Here is an 18,216-nt window from a genome sequence, read left to right on the forward strand (position 1 = left end):
AATAAAATAGCGTGAATACTTTCAATTTCGTTTTACTTAATTACTGGAATTTATGAATTTAATCGCAGCTTCTATTTGAGGATCTTTTCCTGCTTTAAGAGATTTAACATCCGTGGGAATAACCAAGTTAGGCTCAATACCTTGATTTTCATACGAACGGCCGTCTAAATACTTAAAGGATACAGATGTCATTTGTACTGACATAAATCCAGGCAACTCAAAATTTCCGGTATTAAACATATTTGGGTCAGTCAATAAACCTGTTGCTCCCCAAGTAGTTTCTCCAATTATTGTGGTATTAGGAAAACTTTTAAAATAGAAGATTAAAGACTCAGCAGCCGATGCCGTATTTCTGTCTGTTAACAGAACAATTTTCGATATGTTCGGCGCGATTGAATTGCGTGCTAATAATCGTGCATCAATCCATTCAGTATAGTCTAATGGATTTGCACCATTCTTAGTTCTGTAATACCCAAATTTTACGTCTTTAGCGACTATATACCCCGCTAAAAAAGATAGATCAGACAAATCTCCTCCTCTATTTTGCCTAACATCAATAACAAGAGCATATGGTTTAAATTGTGTTTCTTTCAAATAAGCAAGAAATTGTTGAAAGGTTTGATTTATTTCTTCACTGGAATTTATTGCTCTTTGAATATTAAAGGCGTTAAAACGTAAGTAAATGATATTACCGTTAATCAATCCAGTAAGTAGATCTAATTTGTCATTTGAGGCTGAAAAAAGTGAAAAATGCGATAGTTTATACCCAGGATCCAGGTAATTACAAACGACATCTGTGTAAGGAAAAATAATTCCTATATCGGACAGTTTTCTTTCAGACGAGGGAAAAATAATTCTGCCTCTAACTGGACTTACTAAAAAATTGATTTGAAAATGATTATCAACCAAATTTTTCGATATATCATGAAAATAATTCACGCTTTTCGCTATATCTTTAGGATCATGGATATTGAGTTCCGCAAAAAGTGGCGAGTATTTAGATTTGATGTCATCCAATTCAACATTTTCCCTATCCCAAAACATATAACGTTTGGCCATATTGCTAACGAATCCTTCAAAAACTTCAGAAAAATTTTTGTACTGTTTAGACGGTTTTATTGGGGTGTTTTTTTTACAACCTCCAGCTATAAAAAGCAGTAGAATAAATATGTAATAACTTTGCCTAATAGTCATAAACTAATCATCTTGAATGTATTGATCAGCAGTAAAAACATGGCATTATCTATCATTGCATTCAAAGTTTACTGATACACCGTTGAATTGAGTTTGTATAAGGAATTTTTTTTCTAAGATGAGTGTCTGGTAACTTAATATAACTCCCGATCCCCAATTAGAACTAATTATATGGTCAGTACCGGAAGAATCAATCACATGAATATTGAATCCGTATCTGCCATTCAACAGTTTTAATTTACTGATAGTTTTACCTGAATTGACATTTATAACTATAGGAACATCTTTTACTGTAATATTTTTCAAAAGGTCAGATTTATAAATCACTTCACCATTATAACTAAGGTTTGTATATTCAGGAAAAATATTATTTTGAAGCTCCTTAACTTCCACATACACATTTGCACGTTGATCAGCTGGCCAAGACAATTGATCAATAAAACCGGAATTAAAATTAAGTGAGGAAATCCTAATTAAAGTAAGCACTTTCTCAGTAACATTGACCGTTTTAACCTTGACATTATTTACATTATCCTTGTTAATTGCCGTTAATTTGAGAGAATATTTGCCTGATTTAGCATATATATGTCTAGGTGATAGCTCTGTCGACGTACTACCATCACCAAAATCCCAAATGAATGTTTTTGCTCCTTCTGTTAGATTTCTTGTAACAATTTCTTCATCTGTAGAAGCAAAGTAGTTCGATGTTGTATCAACAGAAAATTGTGCAGGATTTCCCGCCAACTGAAATATGCCAAATTGCGTATTTGGCTTTTTATCAGGACTATCATTCTTTTTATTACAAGACGAAAAAACTAGGAAGATTATCACTATTAATGGGATAAGATTATGTTTATTCATAAAAATTTATTTATAAAATTAGTTAATCGGATTGATAAAGTTATATTTTTCTTTTGCGTATTATGACATTAAAAAATAACCTATAATTACATATATGATATAAAATTGCTTAATTTAATTGATAGTTAATTAAAATATTATAAATTAGCCTCCGGGGCGAATAACAAAAATTCTTTAACTTTTATAATTATCACAAAAATGAAACAAAAAATTACATTTTCTACATTATTAATTATTCTGTCAATCATTATTCTGACAGGATGTAAAAAAAATGATGGCGGATTAACCATCAAAACTAAAAACCCAATTCAAGCTGCAATTCCGGCATTTCCATTGGATTGGGAGAATACGGACTACATGCCGACTCCAAGCGGAGAATCTCCAATTTTAGTGCCTTGGGCGTCCGGATCAAATCAACTATTTGCACCCGAATTAGCTTTCGATTATAAGAAAGCGGATGGATGGTCACTGGTATATAATACCTTTTCAAGCAATCAATCATCCTCACTTCGTTTTTTTCATTATATAATAAATACAACGGGGTGTTAAGATTTTATATTTATTTGCCAGCGGGGACACCTGTTCCCTCAACTTACTTAACGGATGGCTTAGCAATAGCTGGAAATTCAGTGTCATCAATTGTCAATTTCAATAATCCAATTGCAAACGTAGACACTGTCATTAATTCTGTAACAAGGGTAAATAAGTATGGATTGCAATCTTCAGGCGCATGGTTTATTAGTCAATTTGAAACAGCTTATGATTCGAATATACCTAATATTTCTTATCAAAACTTGAACTTTGTTTGGAATCTAGCTTCGACTAGTGTGAGTAATGTAACTTTAAATGGTGAGTCAAATGGAACTCTTACGGGTACAGTCGGTACGGGTTCGTCAGGAGGCTTCAATCCTAGTGGATTACTCAATAATGCAGCAAAAGGTACTTTATATGCAGCAGGATTATCCAGCCTAAATGGAGTTAAGGCAAACAAGTCAAATATTGTTGAAGCAGTTATAGGTGGCCTTAAAGGTGGCTTAACAGGTGCTGTTACAGGATTAATTAGCGCCATCATTGGCGGCACATCTTCTAGCCCACAAATGGTCGACCTTAAATTGCAATCAAATCTTAATTTATCAGGAAGTTTTTCCAGCAGTTCTGGCATCACAAGCACTACCTTAATTATTCCTGGATCACAAAATAGCCAAAATGGGCCAGGTTATGTACCTGCTTACAACAAAGTATTAGGGGTATTTAATTTTGGAAGTAATCCCAAATTAACGTTTAACGTGGCTCGTACAAGTATGGCTTTTCTTTATGGACCTCTTCCATTCCCCCAACATTTGGACAGACAGACATATACACATACTTTTACCAAGTCAGTTCCTACAGTTCTAAACATAAATCCAGAACTGACAAATAATGGAGCTACTGTTCAAATTATTCGTCAGGATCTATTGATACCACATTCGTCATATTTAAAATACACAAATCCACAACAAACCATATTAAATGACGGTTCTGCATCTTCGAACGCTCCAACAAGCACTTACAGCGGAGAGGAAAATATATTAGGTACTGAATACTTTGCTGTTGATGTAACTAATCTTAATACCTTACAGGTAAAGTTTTCAGCAGTTGGTCTTACACCAGGATATATAGCTCCTAACAAACTCCAGTATAATAATGCTATTATAAGATATACCATCAAAGTTACTCCCCCCAATAATGGATCTCCTTACACTATAATCAGATCTGTAAAAACAAAATTAAATTAACCCAATAGGAATGTATTTTTGCCCTGCATATTGATTTATGCAGGGCAATTTTTATATATGCACAGAATACTAATAAGAAACACAAATTCTTAAAAAAATAACACATTTAATAGTACACGCATTCAGATAATTGGTGAGGCGCAATCAGTATTTAATTAAATTATAAAGAATTCTGATAGGGTATTAAACTAGTCTAACAATAAAAAACGTCATATAGCTTGCAAGTGCAAGCAAGATAATGTATGTTCTGAGATATACCTTAAAACCAGCATATACAAAAAGCTGTTAAAAACTGTAACGATGAGCGAGATCAGCAGACAAATAGCATTGTACTTTTTTTAATTTATAACAAAGGTGGCATAAATCATTATTCTGTTAAGAGTACTTTGATATCTCTGATCAATTGACCAACTTCAGAATCGTTGGTGCCGTCATACATACCGCGCATACGGCCCAGTTTGTCGATCAGAATAAACGCCCCACTATGTATAAAGCCGCCTTTTTCAGCATCATCTTTTTCTGCATGTGAGTAATAGCCATTTTCTGCCAGTTGATAAATAACCTCTTTGGGGCCGGTTACAAAATGCCAGCGTTTGCTGTCCGCGCCGAGTTTCTCTGCATACCGGTTCAATACATCAGGTGTGTCAAACTTAGGGTCAATGGTATGTGACAGGAACATTAGCCCGGGCACATCGGCGTAATGGTCATAAACCTTTTTAAGGTTACGGCTCATAACAGGGCAGATCGTCGGGCAGGAAGTGAAGAAAAAATCAGCTATATAAATATGTCCCTTATAGGTACTGTTGCTCACAGGTTGCCGTTGCTGATCTGTAAAGGAAAAAGGTGGAATTATCGGATAGATCGTATCTGTTTTTGGTCCTTGAGCAGTATTTTTCTTTTTATAAACCGGATCCCCAAGGAATGGCAGTCTCGGAGGCTTAACGTTGCTGCTTGACCATATTACCGCAATGACAGCGATCAGGATCAGGGTACCCGCGGTTATGCGCAAGCCCCGGCGCTTATCTTCCTTCTTTTTTTTCAAGTTATTTGGTCTCATTACGCTATTCAAATAAGTTAATGGGTATAGGCTGACAACAAGGTATCCATATCTTTCATCATTTGTTCTACCTGTTTTTCATCTGTACCGTCATAAGCTCCGCGAACCCGCTTTTCTTTATCGATCAGTACGAGGTATCCCTGGTGAACATAGCCACCGGGTTGTCCGGCATCCTGTGCAACCGATACAAGGTAGTTCTTTTGCGCCAGTGTATAAACAGCTTCCTTGCTGCCATGGACAAACTCCCACTGCGTTCCGGTAATCCCCAGTTTATCCGCGTATTTTTTCAGCACATGCGGGATATCATACTTAAAATCAATGCTATGGGATAACAACATCACTTCCTGGTGCCCTTTATATTTTTCATATACTTTCAGCAGGTTCCGGTGCATGACCGGGCAGATCGTCGGACAGGAGGTAAAAAAGAAATCAGCTACATAGATCTTGCCGTCAAAAGTATGATTATCGATCATCGCGCTATCCTGATTAAGGAACTTAAAGGCTGGGATCGTCTGGTAGACCGTATCTGTGACGGTTTTGCCATTCACCGTTTTTTGAACCGCCTCTCGCGGGCCTAATATGGGCAATTCTTTGGGGGCCGAATGACAGGCAGCGATCAGCAATACACCGGCCAGGTAACAAATTTGTTTTTTCATGATTACATTTTCATATGGTCCATAGTTTTCATTGAAGTATCAGTTTTGACATTAAATCTTTTCAGGTAATCGGCTGACTCTTTTAAGACCATTTTATAGATACTGTCCAGTTGCCTGATCTTAACTTGTTCCCCGTTAAAATAGCTGACCGCTTCTGCGTTTGTTTTCCCATCGACATCCGTCTTGAAATTATGCATCCAGTCGTTCATACGTTCATCTGCATCATTTAGCTTTTTGCTTAAAGTCTTAAGTTGCTGTAGCTCGGCAGTTGTGTCCAGTGATGGTTGCTGTTGTTTAAATTTAGCCAGGGCAGACATGGCCAGTGTATCCAGTTTCATTTTAAAAGTCATGGCTTTTTCGCCGTCCATCATGATCTTGTCATGCTGGTCCAGCACCTGCTGCCGTACGGCTTTGTAATCAGGGTCGTTCTGGCAGGCGGAAAGCGCCAGGCCGGTAAAGCAAAAAAATAATTTGATAAGTTTTTTCATGATAATTTGATTTTAAGTTAAAAGGCGACTGAGAAATGTACCATCAGGCGATTACCCGCACTTACCCGATTATTAGCCAGATGCTGCGCAGCAACATCCTGGTAGTTTGCCCCTGCTGAAAAACGACTGAAGTTAGCCTCCAGTCCGCCGATTACGGATAGAACATGCCCGCCCGAAACATCCACCGGATATTTGTTGCTTTCCATATCCTTTTCTGAAGTTTCGTACAATACGCCTGCATTAGGAGCGACCGTTACCTTGTTGAACAAACGGATCTTATAGTAAGCCAGCGCATTTGCGGTTAACTTATTTCCGTAACGATAATCGTACTTGTTGTTCGTATTGATCTTGTAATTGGCATTAACGTTAATGCCGAAGTCCATCAGCCGTACATCATAAGCAGCGTTCAGGGTAAAATCGGTACTGGCAGTTCCCAGCTGGAAGTTATTGGGCGATTCATTGACCAAAAGACGTTCGCCCGGTTCATATTTTCCGGTAGGTGCTTTGATGCCCCCGCCGATCCACAGCGATTGAACCAGCAGCTTATTGCTGATCGTTGAGCGGTGACTGAACAGGTTATAATACCCCATTACAGCGATATCGCCCAGGCCTGTTTTCGAACCGTTGCCGGTCTGTGCCACGCGGTCATTAAAGTTAAAAGGCACAAAAGCCAGTACCCGGAATTTTTTGCCGATATTCCAGCCGCCCCATACCTCCATGCTCTGGTAGGTTTCATCCGAGGTGATCGGCGTCCGTTCGCCGAAAGGGCCTAAATGCGTCATCAGGGTCTTGTGCTGATACCGTATTCCGATAAAGCGTTTCTGGTACTCCGGCAGGATACCGAGGTAATAACTGCCGACACCGCAGCCGCAGATATCGCAGGCCAGCACCGGGTAGGTCATGGCCGAAAGGAAAAGCAGGATAATATATTTTTTCATGTTGATTAATTATTGTTCAGCCAGGTCTTTGCGGGTGACGAAGTCCGCATCGTCCAGGGTTTTCAAAAATGCAGTTAGTTTACTACAGTCATCCGCTGAAAGCGGCATACCCAGCTTACCATTTTGCCGTAGCAAAGGATCGAGGTTAACAGTAGGCTGCACTTCACCATTATAATGGTCGAAGACACCGCTAAGTGTCAGGAATCGTCCGTCATGCATGTAAGGGGCGGTATAACTCAGGTTACGCAAACTCGGCACTTTAAATTTGAAGCGATCTGTTTGTTGCAAGGTAGCGGTATACAACCCCTGGTCGTTGATCGGTGAGGGTGCCAACCCGTTATTACGGAAAGAACCATCGGTAAATAAAGGCTCTTTATGACAACTACTGCATTTGGCCTGGAATAAAGCATAACCCGCCTGTTCGTCAGCCGTAAAGCTTTGTCCGCCTTCCTTGCGCATCACTTTATCGTATTTTGAATTGGCGCTGATACACATCACCATAAATTGCGACAGTGCCTTCATGAATCTTGCTGTATTGATCTCTTCGCTGCCAAAAGCGGCCTTGAACATCGCGGGATATTTACTCACTAACCGCAGTTTGCCCATGACGTTCTCTAAGTTTTCGTCCATTTCCTCATGCGTGGTGATCGGCACGATGGGCTGCAGATCGAGGTCATAAACCCCGCCGCCCCACATAAAGGCTTTGTTCCAGGCCAGGTTCATGATCGGTGGTGAATTACGGGTGCCCAAACGATCATCTATGCCATGGCTCACATCATGCCCGTGCTGCGTGAAGCCGGAGGACTGGATATGGCAGGAGCCGCAGGAAACAGTATTGTTCCTCGATAACCGTGGCTCATAAAATAAGCTGCGCCCCAGTAGAAATCCCGCCTCGGTCACTTTATTGTTTTCCAGTTTATAGACCGGTTCGGGAAAATTGGCCGGTTTCTGAAAACCTAAAAACGAGTTGACCACTTCTTTGATCTGTGCTTCCTTTTTACAGGCGTACATAAACAGGGTGAAACCGCCCATTACTATCCAAAATGCTTTTTTCTTCATTTTGATCTAATTTTCGGTGTGGTCATGCCTGAACATTTCGGTCAGGTTAGCCGCGATATTTACGCTGTAATCACTGAACATCACATTCGGATGGGCCGCGATACTGAAAGCATTTTTACCGTTAAACACTTTCATGGCATCGACAAACAGGTGCACATTGCTTTGACGGTCCCTGCGTACTTTGGCGATACCGGCCGTGGTCAGGTCAATGGTGATGGTTTTGATATTATTAATGGTTGGAGCAACATAGCCGCCAAAACCGCCGATATGATACTTGAATTGCTTCTTACCGGTAGGGTCACCATTCACATCATCCGAAATAACACTGGAGTTGCCTTCCATACGGAAGAAAATATAACCTGCGTTCCAGCCCCAGTACATGCCGCCCGAATCATGGTCGCCGGTGGCCGCGGGGTCAAGAATACCCGTCCGTTTACTGATATCCATGGTACTGCGCAAGCTGTCTATGCCCAGGGTAAAGGTTAACTTGGTATAGTCACCTTCGGGCACCTTTACTTTGGCGAATCGGGTCGCCTTATCAGAGCTTTTGATCAGGAAATAGCTGCTGTCCTGTTTGACGGTATAGGTTTTACCGTCAGCCGTGCTTACCTTGATATTGCTGATGTAGTATTGCAGCATGGACAGCGAGAATTTCTCCCCGGCGGCATTGGTGTACAAGCTGGTGGTATTATCCAGCGAAAGGGTACGGTCGCCGACAATATTGTCAAACTCCACCGAAAAAGGCGCCAGGTTGGTTTCCACGAAATCCGGCGTTACGTCCGATTTTTTAGAGCAGCTTAAAAGAACCAGCATAAAGCCGGCAATGAGCAAGTAATGATATTTGAATGTTTTCATCAGTTGGGTTTACTAAGTTTGGTATCCTGTATAAAATCTGTGTCGGTCAGCGTAGCTAAAAAAGCTTTTATCGCCTGCATTTCCGGGCCGGTCATCGGAACGCCTGCCTGCCCGCCATTCTGGTAAAGCAGCGGATCGGTTGTCGGCGAAACTTTTATGCCGTTATGGTAATGCGCCAACACTTCACCGATGGTCTTGAAGCGGCCGTCATGCATATATGGCGCGGTCAGCATAATATTGCGCAAGGTGGGCGTTTTGAACTTGCCCAGGTCGGCCGGGTTATTGGTGATGCGGAAACGGCCCATAAAGATCCTTTCAAAAGCATCATTACTGAAGTCGTTGTCAATGCCATTATTATGATAGCCGTTGTCTGTAAACAATTCACCGGCATGGCAGCTGCGGCATTTAGTGTTGAAAAGTGATAAACCCAGTTGTTCCTCACCATTCAGGCTTGTGCCGTTTTCTTTCCGGCTATACCGGTCATATTTGCTGTTGCCTGAGATCAGTGTCTGTTCAAATTGTGCCAGAGCTTTAACGATAGCCGCTGATTTGACCTCGCTGTTAAACACGGTCTTAAAACGTTGCACGTAGTCAGGTACCGCTTTCAGTTCCGCTTCCAGTTCATATAGGTTCTGGTGCATCTCGTCCGCGCTGCTCAGCGGGCCAAAGGCCTGAGACTCCAGGTTGGTCGATCCACCATCCCAGAACAGGCCATTATTTGCCCAGGCCAGGTTGATCAGTGCCGGTGAATGGCGCTCCATGGTATTACCGGATTCCCCGATATTGCTCAGTGCCAGGCCATCGCTGAAAGCGAGATCCTGCCGGTGGCACGAGGCACAGGAAAGCTTGTTGAGCCCCGAAAGCCGGGTATCATAAAATAACATTCTGCCTAATGCGATGCCTTCTTTTGTCAGCGGGTTATCCGGATCGTTCACCACCGCCGGAAAATTAGCCGGTACGGCCAAAACGGCCGGGTGCATTGTAACGACCGGATCAGTACCGGCAACCTCGTCCTTTTTACAGGAAGAGATTGCCAGCGATCCGATAAGCAGCAGCATGGCGGCAAAACGCGGGTATGCGTTAGCGCCGGTCATCACGCTTAGTTAACCGATTTTACAGTGAATACTTTGGTAGAATAATTGGTTGCTACCGAAGCCATCACGGTTGCCTGTGAAGCGCCTATGGTCGGCGTAGCCATAATATCCACGCCATCGGTGATCTTGGTCACATCAGTATTCAATGAAATGGTTGATGACTTACTTGATCCGATATGTAAAGTTGACGGTAAAGCCAGTGTTACTGATTTGTAATTGGCATCCAGTCCGGTTTCTACGGCAATGGTTTTGACAGTAGTACCTTCCGTTACTTTTCCTTTCAGGGAAGAGAAAATATATGTGGTCGCCCACATCCAGGAAACATTGGTCATACCGTTCAGTTGGGAAAGCTCACCGGCTTGTAAGCTCAGGTTACTGTTGTATTTGGTATCTACGCCTACCGAGAATTTAACAGACTTATAATCGCCCGCCGGGATATCCGTCAGATTGATGCTTTCCCGTTTATTGGCCGGATAGACATAAGCACTGTTGGTCTCAGCGGGATTGTTTTCTTCCATCAGGTAATAGGAATTCGGAACTTTGTACTCTTCGCCCTTGTCGTTTATCAGCACAACGTTGCTCACCCAATACCTTAATTGGGTGAAATTCCAGGTCTTACCGCTGGCGGTAAAATCCTTATTTAACGCGAAGTCCGAAGCGCCTGCTACGGCATCAAATGTAAGGGTTGCTTTGCCGGCTGTCTCAGGAACTTCAACGGGTTTTACATCGTTGTTTTTAGAGCAAGAAGTAAATAGGATGGCTGATATTGATATGATCGATAAAAATTTTTTCATGATGAATAAGTATAATAGCGGAAGCATGCATTTGCAGCTTCACGTAAAAATCGGTGAAATGAGGTACGCCCAAACAAGGCATACCTGTGTAAGTAATAATAAATGCTTGATAATAAATGTGGAGCGCGCGCATGGTTAGCCTGCCCGCGCAAAAAATACAGGGGAGGTCAACAGCGCATGTTACTTACGCGCGCGGAGGCTGAAAAATAGTGGAGGGCCGGTCAGTTATACCGGGCGTTAATGACGGTGGGTATTCCGCTTTGATAACTTCGGCAATGAAAGTAAGTGTTACAGGTTCGGCAGGTAAATTTTCCTGATAGCGGCTTTTTTGCTCCTGTTGTTCTTGTTTCTTTTCCTTTTCTTCCGTCTGCTTCAGCTTTTTCATCAGGTAGCAGTGACCGTTACAATGCATCCAGGGCCTGGATTTATTGATACAAAGGGTTTCAGTGATATACTTTTGGTTAACCTTGAAACCTGCATAAACAAAATACGTTGAACAGTAAGAACTGATCAACGCTGCAAGTAAACAGAAAGCTGTTATCCGGTTTCGCATATCCGGTGCAAAGCTAAGTGTTTACAAAGTAGGGCGCAAGTTGAATTATTTATTAATTAAGTCAATCCGCGTCAATAATTGAAACCAGTTCCTCGTAACTAAGCGGCCTATTATAAAAGGCGCGGTTGTTTTTACGGGGTTTGATAATCAATGTAGCCGGTAATGACCCGGTCCATTTGCTGCTGATCGCAGATAGATAATCGGCTGGCTCCTCATCTAGCAGGTAGAGATCATCTGTTAGATGATATTTTTTAACAAATGCACTGATATAACTTAAATCCTTTTTTCTTAGATCAGTACTGACCAAAATAACCCTAACCGGTTTTATAAAGTTGTGCTTTTTTAATTTTTCAAAGGATGGAAGTTCTTTAATGCAAGGTGAACACCAGGTTGCCCAAAAATTCACGACATAGGTTGTATCCTCACCTTTTTTAAATCGGGAATTTAGTTGATTGGAAGTTATAATCTTTACTTGTTGCGCATAACCTAACATTGAAGTCGCAGCACTAAACAACAAAAGGACTAACTGTCTCATATTTAATAGTGCAATTCTACGCAAATTGTTGAATTTTCAGTAATTCAATTGATCTTTAGTCCACTAAACTTTATAAGCGAAGACATCTGAACATTCATTAATTAAAAGAGAGTATTGAATTCTTGAATACATTCAAATTATGAATAATAACTTTACAACTAACAATGTAAAAATTAAGACGCATGTTAAAGGTAAAACAACCACAGGTTTGCAATTTCTTATAAATTGACTATACTGATTTTTTGATACAAAACATATCAGATAAAATTCATGAATCTTATCGTTTACGATATTTCCTGATAGTTGACAATGCGTCAAATTCCGGTTAACTATTTATAAATCAAAGCTATATTGAAATGAAGGATCCCGAACCTTTTAATGAAATTAATCAAATAAATTAGAGTGCTGAAAATTTAAAAGATTTTTGAAACACACGGAAATTAGCTATATTTGCCTTAACAATTAGAGTAAACTTGCTGAATGCGTCATTCGTAGAGTAAGGAACTTTTTAAAATGTAAATTACTGATAATAAGCACATAAGAGGTAAGGTTCTGAACCATAGCTCTCCGCCAGAAAAAAAAAAGCCTCATGCTAAAAGCGTGAGGCTTTTTTATTGGAAAATGTCAAATACCCCCACGAAAGGATCGCCAGATTACGGGGTAGTTTCATGGCTTAAATTGTGGTTATCTAAGATTGAATTGTTTTCAATGATTATACAGGCCGTCTATTTGCAACGAATAAATAGAGTTATAACACTGGGAAGATGTTATTTTTGATCCATGAGCCATGAATTGATCCTTAAAAATATCCTGAAGCACATTGATCTGAACGAAGAGGAAACTACCCTTTTTCTATCACTGATCAAGTTTAAAAACGTAACCAAAAAAACGTTGCTTTTGAAATCTGGTGAAAATTGCAAATACATCAACTATGTTCACAGCGGCGTATTACGGGCCTATCATTTAGATAAAGAAGGAAGGGAGTCAACAATTATGTTTGCAGCACCGGATTGGTGGGTAACAGATATGTATTGCTTTTTAAATGGCAAGCCTGCCATGATGTACATCGAAGCTTTAGAGGATAGTGGCATCATTCAGCTGAGCAAAGAACACCTTGAAAAACTATTTTATAAGGTACCCAAATTTGAGAGATTTTTTAGGATACTGATGCAAAATGCTTACACCAGGGAGCAATTAAGAGTAATTGAAAACCTGTCCTTAACCGCTGAGGAGCGTTATGAGAGTTTTTTAATTAAATATCCTCACATTGCCAAACTTGTAGCTCAAAAACAGATTGCATCCTATTTAGGAATTACCCCCGAGTTTTTAAGTGCCATCAAAAAAAACAAGAAAACTTAATATACCTTATTTTTTTACTAAAGGCCATTACTTTACTTAGCAAAAATTAAGGATATATAAACTATGCTCATATTAATTGCAGGACCGTATAGAAGCGGCACCGATGATAACCCCGAATTAATGCGAAAAAATTTAGACCGGCTGGAAGCGGTTGCATTGCCATTATTCAGGAAAGGACATGTTCCAATGATTGGGGAATGGGTTGCTTTGCCACTGATTAAGCTGGCTGGCTCCACCCAAACCGGCGATGAGGCTTGGGAAGCAATCCAATATCCTGCCGCCCACCGCCTTTTGGAAAAGTGCGATGCTGTATTCCGTATTCAGGGTATTTCTAAGGGAGCAGATGAAGATGTTAGAATTGCCACAGAAAGAGGCTTAAAAGTTTATTATCAATTGGATGAGGTACCCGATGCAAACGGACAACATTAGGATTTTAAAAACGGAGATACTGTCCGATAATTGGTACACGCTTCGAAAAATCACCTATGATTGTTTATTGAAAGATGGTACATGGCGAACACAAAGCAGGGAAGCCTATGACAGGGGAAATGGCGCTACCATATTATTATATAATAGGGAATTAAGATCTGTTATTCTGACCAAACAGTTCCGGCTGCCGTCTTATATCAATGGCAATCCTACAGGCATGCTCATTGAAAGTTGTGCGGGCCTTTTAGAGCTGGATAATGCAGAAGCGTGCATCAAAAGAGAAACAGAAGAAGAGACAGGTTACCATATTTCCAGGGTCGAAAAGATATTTGAAGCCTATATGTCGCCAGGTTCTGTTACAGAAATCTTGCATTTTTTTATTGCGGAATATGCAAGCGATATGAAGGTAAGTGATGGCGGAGGGCTTGCACATGAACAGGAGGATATTGAAGTTTTGGAAATGATGTTTGATTCCGCTTTAAAAATGATTGACACGGGTGAGATTAAAGATGGCAAAACCATCATGTTACTGCAGTATCTTAGGCTGAAGAAAATTCTCTAAGGAGCCTTACAATGCTGGAATAGATGGAAAATGATTTGCGATTTCCTGCATTGAAGATTGTATATCAACAGTTTTTAAATTGGCTACCAAACCAATGTATTCATTGATTTGGGTAAAAGGCTTATAACAACAGACTTTCCGTTCGATATGATTTTCACATTTTTGTTTTTTTCTTCCGCATTCATGATCATCAGTACTTTATTTCCGTTAGGGTCAAGGAATGCGAGATGATCCTTTTGAGCAGAAGACTTTAGCAAATACGATCCGGGCAATACATAATGGCTAAGGTGTTTCATCAAATAAAATTCTGGGTTATATTTAATTTCGCCGCTGCGCTTGTTTACTGATATCAGGGCATTCTGGACCCATCCCCAGCTACTTCTGCCGGTTTCATCAAGAACCATATTCCAGTACATATAGCTGCTGGCGCCATTGCTTATATAATGGTGAATTAATGACCATGTGTATTCTAATGATCCCCAATTGTTTTCACCATTGCCACATTCGGATTCCGTTTGCATAATGGGCATATCTGGAAACTCATGATGTATTGTTTTAATTTGATGCTTAGCATCCCATTGAAAACCAATACCACGGATGAACGATGCCGCATTTTTATCATTCAATACGGTTCTTGTATAATTTGCATCAGATGTGTTGACTGTACCGAGCCAAATTTCTGTAGCTATCTGTTCCGATTTGAATTGGGGGCCAATAAATTTACCTATAAAATAGGCCAAATCCTCCGGTCGCCAGGTACAGCTTGGCCACTGCGGCGTATAGACGATTTCATTTTGAACACATAACCTGCCGATTTTAATACCCTCGTTTTTATACGCCTGGATAAATTTGGATAAATAAAGGCTATAGGCATTTAAATATTGATCTTCCATTTTAAAAGCCGTTGCGTTGTTACCGATATGCCTTTCGGGAGCCATGTCAGAAGCATATTGTTCAGGGCCTCCTGCATTCATCGAATAGTGGTTATTTACTTTCATCCAGGCAGGAGGGCTCCACGGAGACGCCCAGATTTTCAATTCAGGTTGAAGCGCTAATGCGGCTTTGATATAGGGTATTAAAATATAGCGATCCCGGTCGATGTTGAAGTTTCGCATTTTAAAGTCGCCAGGAACATCATCAAAGGAATAATAGCTGAAAGAATAATCATTTGAAGCGACGGGTATTCTGCAAAGAGTAAAATTGGCGCCTTCTTTTAAAAACAGATTTCTGAGAATTTCATCTTTTTTATTAGAAGGAAGGCCCTGCAACACCTCCCAGCCTTTTTCGTTAAAGCAGGCTCCGAAGCCCTCCATTTGCTGTTTTTTTTGATCGGGGTTGATCACTATATCGGCTTGAGCTGTGTCGTTGTTATTAAAGCTTAATTTTTTATTCTCTACCCAATGCTTGTCAACAGTTGACGAAATCCAATTTATCTTCTGGGCGCTTACTGTTTCCGATAAAATAATAGTGGGAATTACCAAAAGCACTTTTAAGTTCATCTTCTTCAATAACAATTGCTGAAGATTTTTAAAAAACACAAACGGTATCATATTATAAATTATTAAGGTGTTAGCCTGGTGAAATTTGGCTTTAGGCATAAAATTTATATTCGGTTTATTTATAGCTGGCTTAGTTCAGACTATATTTCAAATCTACGTCTATTGCAATAGGTATTCTACCCATATTTTAGCTTTTAATTTACTGTTTCTTGCCTAATGATATTTAATCTTACTTTTTGCAGATCAAATAATTTAAGGCGATCTACGGACAGTTTGCTTGAATTGCAGTTTGAAGTTGAAATATTTCTGGATGGTTCGTCAAACCCATCATCACCGTGTTCCTCACCCATTTGATAGCATGGTAACCACTTAAGTGGTGCATCCATTGAAAGCCAAAGGGTTGATCCCTCTTTTATTTAATTCAAAAAGTAATAAAGGCGACCTAATTAGCCGCCTTTATTACTATATAACCATGAAGGCGCTCTCCAATACCGGGTTTAAAGGCGCAGGATAGGCCGACTTTATTCGCACTCTGAGCGCGGGATCAGCTCGTTATTCTTTGTTAACTACAACGCTCGCGACAGTTTGCCAGTTGGCTATCACCTGGTTGAAAAATGGTTCTTCAGCAGATCCGCCCTTCCAAATAATATAGGTCCTCTTATTATCTTTACCAACGTTACTTTTGGCTGTTTCCAGCATTCTGTTCGTAATTCCCGTTAGTACTTTACTGAGGTCGAAGTTGAAAGTTATTTTATATTTGTCAGCAGGAACAATGACGATGTCGGTAACGGCAATGTTAGCTTCAAAGGGTAAAGAACTTGCAACCAAAACGCTGTCTGTTCCTCCTTTTGTATTGGTAAACGTCCCTCTAAGATTGAAGGCAAGGTCGGATTTTGCGGATTTTTTACAGAACATTTTTACTTGCACATTTTTGTAAGAGCCTGCAGGTAATTGAAATACCCCCGCAAGAGCATCTGCGTTAAAAATATTCAGCTTTTTTTCTATCGTTATCGTAGTATCCAGCAGATTGTCACTCTGCCCAACAAACGAAATCTTTTCTACATAAACGGATGCCGAGGCCCAATCGACAACCACTGTAGTTGCTGCGCTGTCAGACAGGGCTAAGCTTTTAATACTGGCGACTGTTTTGCCACCCGCCGAGACTGAGGCTTTAGCAAAATAGGAAATATTGCCATAACCAGCACTGCTATTTTTTGTTTGTTCGGCACCCTTTTTACACGATATAATTACCGAACTGATTAAAAATACGCCAAAAGCATACTTTGATAATAAGGATATAGGTTTCATTTTAAGGTAGTTTGATATGTGATTCAAATATATATGAAATATTACCGATATCAATATATAGAACACAAAAATGTCCACCTCAAGCTGATTAACTTACTGGGCGCAACGCAGCCTGAAAAGAAGTTCGTGTAGTAAACAGGCCAAACCCTATAATTCAATTTACGCATCCGGAGGGTCAGTCTGTTTACACAACAAAACTAATTGTAAGTCATGGGTACTTAGTCACAAGATGCCACCGCCTGTCATTTAATCAAATATCATATTGCTTTTCAGTCAACAGCCAAAACCACCTTGCCGTTAAGTCCGCCTTTAGAAACAAGATCCTGGGCTGCCGCGGCTTCCTCTAATTTCAAAACCTGGGCAATCTCCGTTTTTATTTTTCCTTGTTCTACCAGCTGCCTTCCATATTCCAATTTTTTATAGGATGCCTCAGAGGATGCAAACCGGGCCGATATTCCCTTTTGCGCTGCCAGTTCAGCAGACGGGGGCATTACGGCGCTGAGTAATAAGCCGCCCTTTTTCACTACATCAAATGATTTAACCTGGGTTTCACCGCCAACTAAATCTATCACTACATCAGCATCTTTCACCAGTTGGGTAAAATCCTGTTTTTTATAGTCAATTATTTCATCGGCCCCAAGTGCCTTAACCAAGTCTACCCCGTTGCCAGAGGCTGTGCCGATAACATAGGCACCAAGGGCTTTGGCCATTTGTACCATGATACCGCCTACCGCACCAGCAGCCCCATGAATCAATATTTTTTGCCCGGCCTGTACATTACCCTCCTCTATCAAAAAGGTATAAGCCGTTACCAGTGGGATAGCCAGCGCGGCAGCTTCGTTAAAGTTCAGGCCAGTTGGAATGGCAGCTACCTGGTCGGCTTTAATGGCTACATATTCGGCATAAGTACCACCAAACGTACTCGCAAATACTTTATCTCCTACTTTTATCCTGCTTACTTCATTGCCAATAGCCTCTACGGTTCCAGCGGCATCTGCTCCCGGGGTATATGGAAAATTGATGGGTATCTGATTTTTAAAGAAGCCAGATCGTACCTTTATTTCCATTGGGTTAACGGTTGTAGCCGCAACACGGATCAAAACCTCGTTTGCTTTAGGCGCCGGTTTCTCCACCTCACTTAGTTTGATCACATCCGAATTTCCGTATCCTGTAAATTGTATTGCTTTCATAGTGTTTTTA

At 40.5% G+C, this 18,216-nt stretch carries 20 protein-coding genes; 5 read left to right on the forward strand and 15 right to left on the reverse strand.

What is annotated here, in order from left to right; all coding sequences use genetic code 11:
- Positions 1-36 precede the first annotated feature (36 nt).
- Positions 37-1,194: a S41 family peptidase gene (locus MUCPA_RS34805; protein WP_008513265.1), complete on the reverse strand. Its 1,158-nt coding sequence runs from the start codon at positions 1,192-1,194 to the stop codon at positions 37-39.
- A gap of 45 nt (positions 1,195-1,239) precedes the next feature.
- Complete coding sequence (locus MUCPA_RS34810) at positions 1,240-2,055, reverse strand: PKD domain-containing protein (protein WP_008513267.1); 816 nt, start codon at positions 2,053-2,055, stop codon at positions 1,240-1,242.
- Positions 2,056-2,253: 198 nt separating this feature from the next.
- Between MUCPA_RS34810 and MUCPA_RS34815 the strand changes: the two genes are divergently transcribed.
- Positions 2,254-2,604, forward strand: coding sequence for a hypothetical protein (locus MUCPA_RS34815; protein ID WP_040626848.1), 351 nt, complete (start codon positions 2,254-2,256; stop codon positions 2,602-2,604).
- Positions 2,598-3,830 carry a hypothetical protein gene (locus MUCPA_RS34820; protein ID WP_040626850.1) on the forward strand — a complete coding sequence of 411 codons (1,233 nt, stop codon included), beginning with the start codon at positions 2,598-2,600 and terminating at the stop codon, positions 3,828-3,830. Before MUCPA_RS34815 ends, MUCPA_RS34820 begins: the two co-directional genes overlap by 7 nt.
- 367 nt (positions 3,831-4,197) lie before the next feature.
- Here MUCPA_RS34820 and MUCPA_RS34825 read toward each other — a convergent pair whose 3' ends face one another.
- The 10 genes from MUCPA_RS34825 to MUCPA_RS34870 form a co-directional block, all read right to left on the reverse strand.
- Complete coding sequence (locus tag MUCPA_RS34825) at positions 4,198-4,887, reverse strand: SCO family protein (protein ID WP_008513269.1); 690 nt, start codon at positions 4,885-4,887, stop codon at positions 4,198-4,200.
- 17 nt (positions 4,888-4,904) lie between these two features.
- Positions 4,905-5,543, reverse strand: a complete 639-nt coding sequence (locus MUCPA_RS34830) for an SCO family protein (protein WP_008513270.1) — start codon at positions 5,541-5,543, stop codon at positions 4,905-4,907.
- Positions 5,544-5,545: 2 nt separating this feature from the next.
- Positions 5,546-6,031 carry a hypothetical protein gene (locus tag MUCPA_RS34835; RefSeq protein WP_008513272.1) on the reverse strand — a complete coding sequence of 162 codons (486 nt, stop codon included), beginning with the start codon at positions 6,029-6,031 and terminating at the stop codon, positions 5,546-5,548.
- Positions 6,032-6,048: 17 nt separating this feature from the next.
- Positions 6,049-6,969 carry a transporter family protein gene (locus tag MUCPA_RS34840; RefSeq protein ID WP_008513274.1) on the reverse strand — a complete coding sequence of 307 codons (921 nt, stop codon included), beginning with the start codon at positions 6,967-6,969 and terminating at the stop codon, positions 6,049-6,051.
- Positions 6,970-6,978: 9 nt separating this feature from the next.
- Complete coding sequence (locus tag MUCPA_RS34845) at positions 6,979-8,028, reverse strand: cytochrome-c peroxidase (protein WP_008513275.1); 1,050 nt, start codon at positions 8,026-8,028, stop codon at positions 6,979-6,981.
- 6 nt (positions 8,029-8,034) lie between these two features.
- Positions 8,035-8,883: an MbnP family protein gene (locus MUCPA_RS34850; RefSeq protein ID WP_008513276.1), complete on the reverse strand. Its 849-nt coding sequence runs from the start codon at positions 8,881-8,883 to the stop codon at positions 8,035-8,037.
- Positions 8,883-9,977, reverse strand: coding sequence for a cytochrome-c peroxidase (locus MUCPA_RS34855; RefSeq protein ID WP_008513277.1), 1,095 nt, complete (start codon positions 9,975-9,977; stop codon positions 8,883-8,885). Before MUCPA_RS34855 ends, MUCPA_RS34850 begins: the two co-directional genes overlap by 1 nt.
- A gap of 5 nt (positions 9,978-9,982) precedes the next feature.
- Positions 9,983-10,771 carry an MbnP family protein gene (locus MUCPA_RS34860; protein WP_157544050.1) on the reverse strand — a complete coding sequence of 263 codons (789 nt, stop codon included), beginning with the start codon at positions 10,769-10,771 and terminating at the stop codon, positions 9,983-9,985.
- Between the two features lie 184 nt (positions 10,772-10,955).
- Entirely contained in the window at positions 10,956-11,324 is a 369-nt protein-coding gene (locus MUCPA_RS38740; RefSeq protein ID WP_050982201.1) for a hypothetical protein, read from the reverse strand.
- Between the two features lie 61 nt (positions 11,325-11,385).
- Positions 11,386-11,859, reverse strand: a complete 474-nt coding sequence (locus MUCPA_RS34870; RefSeq protein ID WP_040626851.1) for a TlpA disulfide reductase family protein — start codon at positions 11,857-11,859, stop codon at positions 11,386-11,388.
- A 780-nt stretch (positions 11,860-12,639) separates the two neighbouring features.
- Here MUCPA_RS34870 and MUCPA_RS34875 point away from each other — a divergent pair.
- The 3 genes from MUCPA_RS34875 (at position 12,640) to nudK (ending at position 14,209) form a co-directional block, all read left to right on the forward strand.
- Entirely contained in the window at positions 12,640-13,218 is a 579-nt protein-coding gene (locus MUCPA_RS34875) for a Crp/Fnr family transcriptional regulator (RefSeq protein ID WP_008513281.1), read from the forward strand.
- A 63-nt stretch (positions 13,219-13,281) separates the two neighbouring features.
- Positions 13,282-13,647, forward strand: a complete 366-nt coding sequence (locus MUCPA_RS34880; RefSeq protein ID WP_008513282.1) for an NUDIX hydrolase — start codon at positions 13,282-13,284, stop codon at positions 13,645-13,647.
- Positions 13,628-14,209, forward strand: coding sequence for a GDP-mannose pyrophosphatase NudK (gene nudK, locus MUCPA_RS34885; protein WP_008513283.1), 582 nt, complete (start codon positions 13,628-13,630; stop codon positions 14,207-14,209). Before MUCPA_RS34880 ends, nudK begins: the two co-directional genes overlap by 20 nt.
- Positions 14,210-14,292: 83 nt before the next feature.
- Here nudK and MUCPA_RS34890 read toward each other — a convergent pair whose 3' ends face one another.
- From MUCPA_RS34890 to MUCPA_RS34905, 3 genes are all read right to left on the reverse strand, one after another.
- Positions 14,293-15,807, reverse strand: coding sequence for a glycoside hydrolase family 30 protein (locus MUCPA_RS34890; protein ID WP_008513284.1), 1,515 nt, complete (start codon positions 15,805-15,807; stop codon positions 14,293-14,295).
- Positions 15,808-16,260: 453 nt separating this feature from the next.
- Positions 16,261-17,016 (reverse strand): hypothetical protein, encoded by a 756-nt coding sequence (locus MUCPA_RS34900; RefSeq protein ID WP_008513285.1) that lies wholly within the window; start codon positions 17,014-17,016, stop codon positions 16,261-16,263.
- A gap of 269 nt (positions 17,017-17,285) precedes the next feature.
- Positions 17,286-18,206 carry an NADP-dependent oxidoreductase gene (locus MUCPA_RS34905; protein ID WP_008513286.1) on the reverse strand — a complete coding sequence of 307 codons (921 nt, stop codon included), beginning with the start codon at positions 18,204-18,206 and terminating at the stop codon, positions 17,286-17,288.
- Positions 18,207-18,216: the final 10 nt, after the last annotated feature.

Origin of the sequence: Mucilaginibacter paludis DSM 18603 (assembly GCF_000166195.2) — a bacterium.
Taxonomy (GTDB): Bacteria; Bacteroidota; Bacteroidia; order Sphingobacteriales; family Sphingobacteriaceae; genus Mucilaginibacter; species Mucilaginibacter paludis.

Coding starts and splice junctions, on each gene's coding strand:
- MUCPA_RS34890 (WP_008513284.1), bottom strand. CDS start 15,807: ATGCCTAAAGCCAAATTTCACCAGGCTAACACCTTAATAATTTATAAT.
- MUCPA_RS38740 (WP_050982201.1), bottom strand. CDS start 11,324: ATGCGAAACCGGATAACAGCTTTCTGTTTACTTGCAGCGTTGATCAGT.
- MUCPA_RS34805 (WP_008513265.1), bottom strand. CDS start 1,194: ATGACTATTAGGCAAAGTTATTACATATTTATTCTACTGCTTTTTATA.
- MUCPA_RS34830 (WP_008513270.1), bottom strand. CDS start 5,543: ATGAAAAAACAAATTTGTTACCTGGCCGGTGTATTGCTGATCGCTGCC.
- MUCPA_RS34870 (WP_040626851.1), bottom strand. CDS start 11,859: ATGAGACAGTTAGTCCTTTTGTTGTTTAGTGCTGCGACTTCAATGTTA.
- MUCPA_RS34875 (WP_008513281.1), top strand. CDS start 12,640: ATGAGCCATGAATTGATCCTTAAAAATATCCTGAAGCACATTGATCTG.
- nudK (WP_008513283.1), top strand. CDS start 13,628: ATGCAAACGGACAACATTAGGATTTTAAAAACGGAGATACTGTCCGAT.
- MUCPA_RS34810 (WP_008513267.1), bottom strand. CDS start 2,055: ATGAATAAACATAATCTTATCCCATTAATAGTGATAATCTTCCTAGTT.
- MUCPA_RS34905 (WP_008513286.1), bottom strand. CDS start 18,206: ATGAAAGCAATACAATTTACAGGATACGGAAATTCGGATGTGATCAAA.
- MUCPA_RS34900 (WP_008513285.1), bottom strand. CDS start 17,016: ATGAAACCTATATCCTTATTATCAAAGTATGCTTTTGGCGTATTTTTA.
- MUCPA_RS34840 (WP_008513274.1), bottom strand. CDS start 6,969: ATGAAAAAATATATTATCCTGCTTTTCCTTTCGGCCATGACCTACCCG.
- MUCPA_RS34855 (WP_008513277.1), bottom strand. CDS start 9,977: ATGACCGGCGCTAACGCATACCCGCGTTTTGCCGCCATGCTGCTGCTT.
- MUCPA_RS34880 (WP_008513282.1), top strand. CDS start 13,282: ATGCTCATATTAATTGCAGGACCGTATAGAAGCGGCACCGATGATAAC.
- MUCPA_RS34825 (WP_008513269.1), bottom strand. CDS start 4,887: ATGAGACCAAATAACTTGAAAAAAAAGAAGGAAGATAAGCGCCGGGGC.
- MUCPA_RS34845 (WP_008513275.1), bottom strand. CDS start 8,028: ATGAAGAAAAAAGCATTTTGGATAGTAATGGGCGGTTTCACCCTGTTT.
- MUCPA_RS34860 (WP_157544050.1), bottom strand. CDS start 10,771: ATGAAAAAATTTTTATCGATCATATCAATATCAGCCATCCTATTTACT.
- MUCPA_RS34835 (WP_008513272.1), bottom strand. CDS start 6,031: ATGAAAAAACTTATCAAATTATTTTTTTGCTTTACCGGCCTGGCGCTT.
- MUCPA_RS34815 (WP_040626848.1), top strand. CDS start 2,254: ATGAAACAAAAAATTACATTTTCTACATTATTAATTATTCTGTCAATC.
- MUCPA_RS34850 (WP_008513276.1), bottom strand. CDS start 8,883: ATGAAAACATTCAAATATCATTACTTGCTCATTGCCGGCTTTATGCTG.